The organism is Aminobacterium sp. UBA4987, assembly GCF_002396985.1.
Taxonomy (GTDB): domain Bacteria; phylum Synergistota; class Synergistia; order Synergistales; family Aminobacteriaceae; genus Aminobacterium; species Aminobacterium colombiense.
Genome location: NZ_DGZF01000001.1, coordinates 238,540 through 250,662, shown reverse-complemented (window position 1 = coordinate 250,662; position 12,123 = coordinate 238,540). Strand labels below are relative to the sequence as shown.

Annotated in this window: 6 protein-coding genes; all 6 read right to left on the bottom strand. The window is 47.4% G+C overall.

Annotated features, from left to right (window positions below):
* Positions 1-50 precede the first annotated feature (50 nt).
* Entirely contained in the window at positions 51-2,099 is a 2,049-nt protein-coding gene (fusA, locus tag B2U56_RS01195) for an elongation factor G (protein WP_414631795.1), read from the bottom strand.
* A gap of 67 nt (positions 2,100-2,166) precedes the next feature.
* The gene (rpsG, locus tag B2U56_RS01190) at positions 2,167-2,637 is read right to left on the bottom strand and encodes a 30S ribosomal protein S7 (protein ID WP_013048024.1); all 471 of its coding nucleotides are present in this window, start codon (positions 2,635-2,637) and stop codon (positions 2,167-2,169) included.
* A 29-nt stretch (positions 2,638-2,666) separates the two neighbouring features.
* On the bottom strand, positions 2,667-3,038 hold the full coding sequence (gene rpsL, locus B2U56_RS01185; RefSeq protein ID WP_013048023.1) for a 30S ribosomal protein S12: 372 nt from the start codon (positions 3,036-3,038) through the stop codon (positions 2,667-2,669).
* A gap of 21 nt (positions 3,039-3,059) precedes the next feature.
* Entirely contained in the window at positions 3,060-3,338 is a 279-nt protein-coding gene (locus B2U56_RS01180) for an RNA methyltransferase substrate-binding domain-containing protein (RefSeq protein WP_041459517.1), read from the bottom strand.
* Between the two features lie 131 nt (positions 3,339-3,469).
* Positions 3,470-8,497, bottom strand: a complete 5,028-nt coding sequence (gene rpoC / locus B2U56_RS01175; RefSeq protein WP_286951694.1) for a DNA-directed RNA polymerase subunit beta' — start codon at positions 8,495-8,497, stop codon at positions 3,470-3,472.
* Positions 8,498-12,121, bottom strand: a complete 3,624-nt coding sequence (gene rpoB / locus B2U56_RS01170) for a DNA-directed RNA polymerase subunit beta (RefSeq protein ID WP_286951692.1) — start codon at positions 12,119-12,121, stop codon at positions 8,498-8,500.
* Positions 12,122-12,123: the final 2 nt, after the last annotated feature.

The window sequence follows — 12,123 nt, the reverse complement described above, 5'->3', positions numbered from 1 at the left end:
CAAATTTCTCTTTTGCCATTTTTAAGTCTCCCTCCCTGAAAGGCTCTTTATTAACTCTTTAATATCTTTTCTGCTACTTCTGCCGGAACCTGTTCGTAATGATCAAATTGCATTGAGTAGGTTGCACGCCCTGATGTTTTACTCCTCAAATCTGTAGCGTAACCAAACATTTCTGAAAGAGGAACAAAAGAGCGTATGACCCGAGTATTGGTCTTCGTTTCCATACCTTCGATCCGCCCACGGCGAGAGGAAATATCTCCTATAACATCGCCTACATAGTCTTCAGGCGTTACGACCTCCACAGACATAATTGGTTCCATAAGAACAGGATCCGCCTTTTTCATTGCTTCTTTAAATCCCATAGAAGCAGCTATTTTAAAGGCCATTTCCGAGCTATCAACTTCATGATAGCTGCCGTCCACAAGGGCAACCTTTACTCCTATCACCGGGAACCCGCCAAGTATACCATTGTTGACAGCTTCATCAAGTCCTTTTTGAACTGCAGCAATATACTCTTTAGGCACCACTCCGCCAACGATTTTATCTTCAAAAGCAAACCCTTTCCCATCTTCAAGGGGCGCCATTTCAAAAACAACGTGTCCATACTGGCCACGGCCGCCTGACTGTCTGACAAAGCGGCCCTCAGCTCTTGACGATTTGCGGATAGTCTCACGATAAGACACCTGAGGGCGTCCTACCTTTACATCAACGCCAAACTCTCTCTTAAGGCGGTCAACTATAATCTCTAAATGAAGTTCACCCATACCAGAGATAATGGTTTGAGCTGTTTCTTCATCAGTTCTTACCTTAAAGGTTGGATCCTCTTCAGCTAAGGCCACAAGTCCCTTTGTCAGCTTTATTTTGTCATTCTTCGTTGCAGGCTCTACAGCAAGAGAAATAACAGGGTCAGGGAACTGCAAGGACTCAAGAACAATAGGATGGGACTCATCACATAATGTGTCCCCCGTTCTCGTAGCTTTCAATCCTGGTAACGCTACGATCATACCAGCTCCTGCCTCATCGAGCTCCTCTCTCTTGTTAGCATGCATGCGAAGAATTCGACCAACCCGCTCTCGCGTATTCGTCACTGGATTATAAACTGTAGATCCCTTAACGAGCTTCCCCGAGTAGATCCTCGTATAAACAAGACGTCCTACAAAAGGATCGACCATGATCTTGAATCCCAAAGCTGTCAAGGGTTCGTTCATATCGCTATGACGCTCCACTGTTTCTTCGGTCTTTGGGTCCACACCCGTAATGGGGGGAAGATCCAAGGGGCTCGGTAAATAATCGACAACAGCGTCAAGCAGCAGCTGGATACCCTTATTCTTAAAGGCACTACCACATAACACGGGAACTATGCGCTGTTGAATCGTATTTTCACGAATAGCCCTGCGAAGAGTTTCTTCTGGCACATCCTGCCCTTCAAGATAACTTTCCATGACGGATTCGTCAAAATCAGCCAAGTTCTCAATCAACAGATCGCGAGCTTTCTTTACATCATCCATAAGCTCACCAGGTATTTCTCCAACAACGGGAGTTGTTCCCAAATCGTCTTGAAAGAAAACTGCCTTCATCTGAACAAGATCAACAATCCCTGAAAATCTATCTTCAGAACCGATAGGCAACTGAAGAGGTACAGATCTGGCACCTAGACGTGTTCGAATCCCATTAACAACCTGATAAAAATCGGCGCCGACACGATCCATTTTATTAACAAAGGCGATACGTGGGACATGGTACTTATCGGCTTGTCGCCACACTGTTTCTGACTGGGGTTCCACTCCTCCCACGGCGCAAAAAACAGCTACTGCACCATCGAGGACACGCATGGAGCGCTCAACTTCGACAGTAAAGTCCACGTGGCCGGGCGTATCAATGATGTTGACAAAACAATCACGCCATATACACGTAGTAGCAGCGGAGGAAATAGTTATCCCCCGTTCACGCTCCTGCTCCATCCAGTCCATTGTGGCAGAACCCTCATGAGTCTCGCCCATCTTGTAGTTACGTCCAGTGTAGAACAGGATACGCTCAGTGGTCGTGGTCTTGCCTGCATCTATATGGGCGGCAATACCTATATTTCTTATCTTTTTCATTTCAATATTGTGCACGTATTTCACCACCAAGCAAGTTATAAATTAAATAAAACAGGGACGTAACCCATTACCAACGATAGTGAGCAAAGGCACGGTTGGCTTCAGCCATTTTATGAGTGTCTTCACGTTTCTTAATGGAACTACCTTCACCCTTATAAGCATCAGCAAGCTCTCTTGCTAGACGCTCTGCAATGGGCATCCCCTTTTTAGATCTAGCATACGAAATAATCCAACGGATAGCCAGAACTTGAGCGCGCTCCGCAGGAACCTCCACTGGCACCTGATACGTAGCACCACCTACACGACGAGGGCGAACCTCAACTAGTGGCTTTACGTTTTCCATTGCCTTTTGAAACACTTCGAAGGGCTCTGCATTCAAACGCTCCCCAGCGATCTCGAGAGCCTGATAAAAGGCATTTTCCGCGACACTTCTTTTTCCGCCCTTCATTAGGCTGCTTACAAACTTTGAAACCGCAACGCTTCCAAACCGGCTGTCAGGCAACCCCTGACGCTTTTTAACATGCCCCTTTCGCGGCATGGTGACAATCCCTCCTCACGTATTACTTCTTACTTGGGCTTTCTTGCTCCGTACTTAGAGCGCCCTCTCTTTCGATTTTCAACGCCACCACAGTCAAGGGTCCCTCGGACGATATGATATCGTACACCTGGCAAGTCCTTTACTCGGCCTCCGCGAACGAGAACTACGGAGTGCTCCTGAAGGTTATGCCCAATGCCCGGAATATAGGATGTTACCTCTATCCCATTCGTAAGGCGCACACGAGCAACCTTTCTCAAAGCAGAGTTCGGTTTCTTAGGCGTTACTGTATATACGCGGGTACAAACTCCCCGTCTCGCTGGATTACCCTGCAGAGCTGGCGAGTCGCTGTTCTGTCTTTTATCTTTACGTCCAAGACGAACAAGCTGATTTATAGTTGGCACGAAACTCCCTCCTTCCAGATTTTATTTACTACTGACACCCTCCGAAAAGGATGTGGCATCAGTAATTCCAGCAACTAAAGCGCTTCTACTAATAGCACAGGCTCGTCCTAATCTGACCTTGTCGTCTGCCCATTCAACAGAAATACCCTGTTTTTCAGCTTCTGACATCACATCTTTTATTCTTTCAAGTTCCCCATCCCGTGCTACAAACAATTTTTTCAACCGCTTCGCTCGGAGAGCCCTCCGAACCTCCCTTTCTCCAACAACACGCAACGGAGAGGCTAGCTCATTTAAAGGCATAATAAACCCTCCAGTGCAGAAAGCACCAAGGAATAATAACAAAGAGCCCGGAGTCATGTCAAGAAAAAACATTACCGGGCCCTTCTTTACTCCAAAGAAAATGTTTTATTGACCAAGTAAAAACAGAAGTCCTACTGTTTTTCCGTTGTTTCTTCAGTATCTGGCTGATTCGCTTCTTCAGAAGAAGTCGTTTCACTCTTGTCACTTCTACCAGCACGAAGAACTTCTACATCCTTAAACCATTCTACTCCAGTCCCAGCAGGAATTAAGTGTCCTATTATAACATTTTCTTTCAACCCCTGCAGCGGGTCCATTTCACCTTTTACTGCCGCTCCAGCAAGAACTTGAGCCGTCTGCTGGAAAGATGCCGCACTCAAGAAGCTCTCTGTTGCAAGGGCAGCCTTGGTAATCCCATGGACAAATGGCCTGCATTTTGGACCCTCGCGAAGTTTCCGCACGAAAGTAACATCCCAGATCAGCGTTTTCTCATCGTGGCGGGCTGAAAGAGGACGAACAACAAATTCTCCAGCTTGGGAACGAACAAGCAGATCGATCATTGCTCTATTGATCTCCTGCCCGCTGTCTACAAGTATTTGTCCCTTTTCGTCAACGACAGGTTCGAGAAGAACTTTGCCATAGATAAGAGTATTTAACAACTCAATCAAAGCTTTCTCACGCGTCAGAATTTCCCCTTCAAGATCCACTGCTGAAATCTCATCGTCTACCAGACCTCGTATAATACGGGCATCCACCATCTGAGAAACATCTGTAAGCCCATTGCCTTCGCTATCCACAGCCTGTGTAAGGTGACGGCCCCAAATATTGTTCATGAGGCGTTCCTGAAGAGCATCGAGCACGGAAATTCGCTCCACCGAGTGCCAGATCTTAACTGCTTGTATGTTATGTTCAAAACAAATAGCTGCCATGGCCTGGGTGAAGATGTGATCCTTCTCCGCCATAACTTCATTATCAACTACGATATCCTCTGCAAGGTATGAACTGTCCACAAGTTTTTCTATGGCTTCATGATCCCTCACACAAATGGAAACTGGATCGCCAGATGTAACAATCCCAAGCTGCCCTGGCGTAAGAATAGTCCCAGCTGCTATTTCCTTGCCATCTTCTGACTTAAAGGTCTCAATGAGCTCAAGACCTTCCATTCTCTTTCTAAAAGCAGCTTCGCCAATGACAAGAATGAGATCTGAACCTTCATCCCCCTCCAACACCATCTGGGAGATAAGGTAGCCTGGACGCAGAAGGGTGCGGATAGCCTCTTCCGTCAATGGCATATTCTGGTACTGTAATATGGTATCTGTCAAACGGCTCGCCGCTATACTCTTAACGACACGGCCAGAGAAGATTCGAGTGGCCTCCATGATGTTCTTCTCATTTTCCCTCCGAATGGCCTCATTCTCATCCTCTATTTCATCTGTCCAGACCAGATCGCCTGCAACAAAGGAAGTATCCCCCTCTTCCACGACACGAATCCTGTTCACAGGGGCCACCTTTCGAAGGATAACCTCTATATGTTTATTATTGATAGAAACGCCCTGAGACCTATAGACTCCCTGAATTTCGTCAACCAGGCTGCGCTGGACCGCTTCTATGCCTTCCACTTCAAGAAGCTGCTGGGGATCCACATTACCTTCCGTAAGGCGGTCACTTTTGGCAACCTGCTGTCCCTCTTCCACAAGCAAGTGCTGAGATGAAGGGATGCTGTAGTTGACTTTTTCTTCTTTTCCCGGTTCATCAGAGGCAATGATAACCTTTCGTTTACCTTCCATTTCCCGTATTTCAATAACTCGTCCGTCTATCCCGGCAAGGTAGGAAACCTTCTTAGGACGGCGAACCTCGAAAAGCTGCTCGATTCTGGGAAGACCCTGAGTAATGTCCTCTCCTGTCATACGAACTCCACCAGTGTGGAATGTCCGCATGGTAAGCTGGGTTCCCGGTTCTCCTATGGATTGGGCGGCTACAACGCCCACTGATTCGCCAATAGCAACCTCAGTTCGAGTAGCAAGGTCCATGCCATAGCACTTTTGGCAAACACCCTGTTTTAGCGTACAGGTCAAAGGACTGCGAACCCAGACAGAAGAGAACCCGAGCTTGTCTATTGTTTCGGCAAGTCTCGTCGTTATCAGCTCTCCCGATTCCAGGAGCAGCTCTCCAGTTTCAGGATGGTAGAGATCGTACAACACCGTTCTCCCCGCAATGCGCTCGGCGAGAGAGATCATGACCTTGCCATCCTGAAGAAGCGGCCGAATCTCTACTCCCCTATCAGTACCACAGTCGTGATGGGTGACAATAATATCCTGCGCCACGTCCACAAGACGTCTTGTGAGGTATCCTGATTTCGCCGTACGAAGAGCTGTGTCCGCAAGACCCTTTCGCGCTCCGTGGGTTGAAATGAAGTACTCCAACATGTTCATTCCTTCACGGAAGTTGGCTGTAATGGGATAGTCAATGATGCGGCCCGACGGATCTGACATCAATCCGCGGATACCAGCCATCTGCCCCATCTGGCTCTTGCTTCCTCGCGCTCCTGAATCAACCATCATTCGGATGGGGTTATCGCGCTCCATATGGACAAGGATATTCTCAGAAATCTTGCGTGAAGCCTCAGACCAGAGCATTTCTTTTCTGTAAAGATATTCATCCTGGGTCAAAATGCCCATTTCGTACTCTGACTTCAGATCTTCATCTTCATCAATCGTTTCCGCCGTTATCTCATCTTTCTCCGGTGGAATAATGATCGATTGGACTCCAAAACTAATGCCACTGACTGTGGACCAATGATACCCCAGAGTTTTAATATCATCGAGAATCCGAACGATCTCGCTTCGGCTGATAACATCATAAGCATCATCAATGAGCTTACCAATGGCTTTTTTCCCAAACTGCTTATTGATAAACCGCAGTTTCTCAGGAAGGATGCTATTGAAGAGAACTCTGCCGGGAGATGTTTCGAACCACTTCTCATCATCACTTTCTATATTCCATTCCGGCTGCTTCTTTAGCCGGATACTGGCGTTTAAATGGACAACCTTATGATCAAGGGCTATAAGCACATCCTCGATACCTGAGAAATAATTGCCTTCGCCCATCAATCCATCCCGCACATCCGTCAGATAATAGACGCCAAGGATGATATCCTGCGTTGGTGTCACTATAGGTCTTCCACTTGCAGGAGAAAGCAGGTTGTTCGCAGAGAGCATGAGAAGTCTGGCCTCTGCCTGGGCTTCAAGGGACAGTGGCACGTGAACTGCCATTTGGTCTCCGTCAAAGTCCGCATTGAAAGCAGTGCAGACGAGGGGGTGGAGACGGATGGCCTTTCCTTCCATTAGGACAGGCTCAAAGGCCTGGATTCCTAATCTATGCAATGTGGGAGCCCGGTTCAGAAGAACTGGATGATCTTTGATGATCTCTTCCAGAATACCCCAGATCTCTTCCCGTCCACGCTCTATAAGACGCTTAGCGCTCTTCACGTTAGGAGCCAGCCCCCGCTCCACGAGCTGCCGAATAACAAAGGGTTTGAAAAGTTCAAGAGCCATCTGCTTCGGCAAACCACACTGATATATCTTCAGTTGAGGACCGATAACGATAACGGAACGGCCGGAATAGTCAACACGCTTGCCCAGCAGGTTCTGACGGAACCGTCCCTTTTTTCCTCTCAGCAGGTCCGTTAAGCTCTTCAAGGGACGATTCCCCGCACCAAGGACAGCCTTGCCCATACGTCCGTTATCTATGAGGGCGTCTACTGACTCCTGCAACATCCGCTTCTCATTGCGGATAATGATCTCGGGAGCCCTTAGCTCCTGCAGTTTGCGGAGCCGGTTGTTACGGTTGATAACACGTCGGTACAGGTCGTTCAGATCTGACGTGGCAAAACGTCCTCCATCAAGCTGAACCATGGGCCGCAAATCCGGTGGAATTACCGGCAGCACTTCAAGAACCATAGACTCTACGCTGGAGAAGCTTCTTCTGAAGTCCTCCGCCACCTGAAGCCGTTTAATGAGTTTTCTCTTCTTTTGACCGGTACTCTCCGATACTTCCTCACGAAGACCTGCGCAAAGAAGATCCATATCCATTTTTTCCAAGAGGGTCCGTACTCCCTCTGCTCCAATGCCCGCACTGAATTTTTTATCATAGGCGGCGCACAGATACTGTTCCCTCTCCATAATAATGTCTGAGGAGTTAAAGGGAGAGGCGCCTTTTTCTATGACAATATAGCAAGGATCCTCTATGGTTATGGTTTCCGGTTGGGCCATAAATCTCCCAGGATATTTCTCATAAAACATCTGAAATTCCGTTTTGGAAACAACATCCCCCTTAGTAAAGGGCAGCTTCGCCGCCGCGGTAACAATGAAAGCTTCCTGATTATTGACTATGGCTCGCTTGACATCAAACTGGAGATCCAGCTTTTGCAAGCGCTCCACTTCCGATACCGAAATAACGTCTCCAGATTTATAATCAAGATTTTCAGGATCTGAAACAAACTCAAAAGCCGGTTCCACCTTGAAGAGGCTATCACCATACTCTGTCTTATATCGAGAGACCTGTTGGGCAGTAAGGATATCACCCTCGCTAACGGGAATCTCGTCTACGCTGATGATCCTGTAAGCTTCTTCAGTTTTGATCTTCGAGTCATAATGAGAGTGGATTCGCACTTCGCTCTCGGCTATAACATCACCACGCCGCGCCAGATCCGGGCGGCGACCTTCCATAACGACCTTGAACGCTGCTTCTCGCTTTCGCGTAGGCGCAAAATACACTACCTTTTCAAGATCTTTTGTGCTTGTTCCAAGAAGAAGGCTCAAACGACTGGGGATACCCCTAAGGTACCAAATATGCACCACTGGCGCTGCCAGCTCGATGTGCCCCATCCGTTCTCTACGAACACGATTGTCCGTAACCTCTACACCGCAACGATCACAAATGATCCCTTTGAATTTCGGACCGCTCCGCTTGTACTTGCCACAGGCACATTCGTAACTCTTTGTTGGGCCAAAGATACGTTCACAGAAAAGCCCGTCTTTTTCTGGACGAAGGGTTCGGTAATTTATGGTTTCAGGCTTCTTAACTTCACCGCTGGACAGTTCCCTGATCCGTTCCGGGCTGGCCAGCTTAATGCGTACTCCGACTATTTCTCTCTGGCTCATCTATTCTTCAGCCCCCTCCGGGTCATCTTTACGTTCCTCAAACACGTCTTCAAAAAGCATGTTCTCGGCTGCCAACTCCTTTTCATCGACAACAATTTCCATTTCTTCTGGAACTTCTTTTGTTTCTTCTATTTTTTGCTCTTGTTCCTTCTCTTTTACGCCTAGGCCTTCCGTAGTCTTACGCCGACTTGCGCCTTCCTCATCTTCTTCGTCCATAACGAGTTCTCCTACCGTACCGTCGCTATATTTGATTTCAACGTCGAGTACCAATCCCTGCAGTTCTTTTACAAGAACTCGGAAACTTTCAGGTACGCCAGGCTTAGCAAGGTTTTGTCCTTTTACTATTTTTTCATAGGTCTTTAAGCGTCCTCTGATATCATCAGACTTCACTGTCAGCATCTCCTGAAGAATGTGAGCCGCACCATATCCTTCAAGGGCCCAGACTTCCATTTCTCCAAATCGCTGGCCTCCGAACTGTGCTTTCCCGCCAAGAGGCTGCTGTGTAATCAAGCTGTAGGGGCCAATAGAGCGGGCATGGATCTTGTCATCTACAAGGTGAATTAATTTAAGCATATACATATATCCCACTGTGACCTTTTTCTCCATGGGCTCCCCTGTTCTGCCATCGAAAAGAGTTATCATGCCATCTGCGGTCAAATCAGGGTAATTTCCTTTTCGCAGTTCTGCAAGATTCTCAAAGATTTCTTTTTCCTGAGCGCCTTCAAAGACTGGCGTGGCAACCTTCCAACCATTATGAACAGCTACAAAGCCCATGATTGTTTCGAGCACCTGTCCAAGGTTCATACGGCTCGGCACACCTAATGGGTTAAGTACTATATCGCAGGGAGTGCCATCTGGCAGATAAGGCATATCCTCAACTGGGAGGATCTTCGAAACAACACCCTTATTGCCATGGCGTCCTGCCATCTTGTCTCCTACCGTTATTTTTCTCAGCTGAGCCACGTAAATCTTCACAACTTCATTTACGCCAGGGCTCAGGGCATCGGGGTTGTTCTCCCGCGTCATGCGTTTTACTGCCACGATCTTTCCACGGGCACCATGAGGAACCTTCAAGGATGTGTCCCTGACTTCTCTCGCTTTTTCTCCGAATATGGCTCGTAGCAATTTTTCCTCAGGAGACTGATCAGACTCTCCCTTAGGAGTAACCTTTCCTACCAGGATGTCACCAGCATTGACCTCGGCTCCCACCCTAACAATGCCATCCTCGTCGAGGTTTTTAAGCATGTCTTCACCGACATTGGGAATATCACGGGTAATCTCTTCTGGCCCAAGCTTCGTGTCCCGTGCTTCAATTTCATATTCTTCTATATGTATAGAGGTGTAAAAATCTTCTTTTACAAGACGTTCGCTAAGCAAGATCGCATCTTCGTAATTAAAACCTTCCCAGGGAAGAAAAGCTACGAGAACATTTCGTCCAAGAGCAAGTTCCCCGTTATCTACAGACTGCCCATCAGCAATTATGTCTCCCTTTTTAATTAATTCGCCTTTTTCAACAGAGGGGCGCTGGTGAATAATCGTCCCCTGGTTCGAACGGCGAAATTTCACGAGAGGATAAGCGCGAACACCACGCTTCGACCTGATCTCTATGCGGTCCGCATCAACATAAACGACTTCTCCATCATCCGTAGCAACCACACATGAACCGGAGTCTTTCGCTATCCTATATTCAATTCCTGTCCCGACTACAGGAGCCGCAGGCTGAATAAGAGGAACGGCCTGACGCTGCATGTTTGAACCCATAAGAGCACGGTTAGCGTCATCGTGCTCAAGGAACGGGATCAAAGCAGTAGAAACAGAAACTATCTGCTTAGGGGAAACGTCAAGATAATCCACTTCTTCGCGGGGAATATACTCTATGTCACCACGATATCTTGTATGGCACTCTTTTTCCAGGTAGCCATTCTCATCAATAGGGGTATTAGCTCTGGCTATATAAAGATCGTCTTCCTCATCTGCTGAAAGGTAGACAATTTCGTTAAGAACTCTTCCCTTTTCTACTTTACGGCGAGGAGTCATCAGGAAGCCATATTCATTTACCCTTGAATAGGTGGCAAGAGACGTGACCAACCCGATATTTGGCCCCTCCGGAGTTTCAATAGGACAAATACGGCCATAGTGGGTATGATGGACGTCACGGGCTTCAAAACCCGCACGTTCACGGCTGAGACCTCCAGGACCCAAAGCTGAGAGGCGCCGACGGTGCGTTACTTCCGCCAGGGGGTTCGTCTGATCCATAAATTGAGAGAGCTGTCCGGAACCAAAAAACTCTCGAATAGCCGCAGCGATAGGACGGACATTGATAAGGTCCCTCGCCATAGCTGCCTCAAGGTCCGGAATGGTTGTCATCCGTTCTTTCGCTATTCGCTCCATTCGAAGCAAGCCAATACGAATCTGGTTCTGTAGAAGTTCTCCTACAGAACGGACACGACGGTTTCCCAGATGATCTATATCGTCACCTTCAGATTCCGGATTTCTAAGGTCAATTACTCCCTGGATAATCTTGCAAATATCTTCGAGAGTAAGCAGCCTGTTGTGTTCTGTAATATTCTCTGGAACAGGAATACCAAGGCGTCTGTTCATTTTATAGCGGCCCACGCGCCCTAAATTGTATCGTCGGGTATCAAAGAAAAGGCTATAAACATACTCTCTGGCATTTTCTACCCGCGCAGGCTCATTGGGGCGAAGACGTCGGAACATTTCAAGGACAGCATCATCACTGCCCTTTGTGTTGTCTCTCTCTAAAGTGGCCGCAATAGCTGGGTCAACATCCCACACATGTAGTTTCGTCCGCCCCTTACTCCACAAAATTTCAAGATTATCTTTGGTCAACCTGCCGTTTCTTGAAACTATTTCGTTGCCTTCATCGTCAACAATAGATTCTGCCACAAGGCGACCCCTTACTTCTTCTTCTTCTGTCAAATCAATTTCGATAGGTTTGGCCCCAAACATGTCAAGGATTTCTTCGTTGCTTGACACGCCAAATGCCTTCAATAAAATTGTTGCTGGAAGCTTTTTTCTGTTATCGATATTTACAGAAAGCACATCTCCAGGGCTTAGGCTAAACTCCAGCCAAGCTCCACGGTCAGGAATAATTTTTGCAGAATAGGCTTCCTGACCAGGGATCTGCTCTTCCTTGTGAAAATACACACCGGCTGAACGGGCAAGTTGATTCACCACAACTCGTTCCGTTCCGTTGATAATAAAAGTGCCCCTATCTGTCATAATAGGAAAATCGCCAAGAAAAATTTCTTCTTCTTTGATTTCTTTGGTTTTTCTATTGACAAGTCGAATGGTAGCACGTATAGGTTGAGACCATGTAAGGTCCCTCTGTCGGGCTTCCTCTTCGTCCCCCGAGGGATTATCCACAAAAAAATGGACAAACTCGAGGGCGAACGCCCCATCATAACTCTCTATAGGAAAAACTTCATGAAGAAGTTCTTCCAGCCCTTGCAACTTCCTTGAGTCCGGGTCGCAATCCTTCTGATAGAACCAATCATAGGAATTACGCTGGACTTCTATCATGTCAGGAATTTCTACAAGATCCCTGGCACGTCCGAAAGTCAACCTCTGCCGCTTTCTGCCCACGGGAACAAACTCGGCCATGC

What these genes read in the sequence shown, in the direction of transcription:
- rpoB (WP_286951692.1), bottom strand. Translation starts at nt 12,121, where the DNA reads ATGGCCGAGTTTGTTCCCGTGGGCAGAAAGCGGCAGAGGTTGACTTTC.
- rpsG (WP_013048024.1), bottom strand. Translation starts at nt 2,637, where the DNA reads ATGCCGCGAAAGGGGCATGTTAAAAAGCGTCAGGGGTTGCCTGACAGC.
- B2U56_RS01180 (WP_041459517.1), bottom strand. Translation starts at nt 3,338, where the DNA reads ATGCCTTTAAATGAGCTAGCCTCTCCGTTGCGTGTTGTTGGAGAAAGG.
- fusA (WP_414631795.1), bottom strand. Translation starts at nt 2,099, where the DNA reads ATGAAAAAGATAAGAAATATAGGTATTGCCGCCCATATAGATGCAGGC.
- rpoC (WP_286951694.1), bottom strand. Translation starts at nt 8,497, where the DNA reads ATGAGCCAGAGAGAAATAGTCGGAGTACGCATTAAGCTGGCCAGCCCG.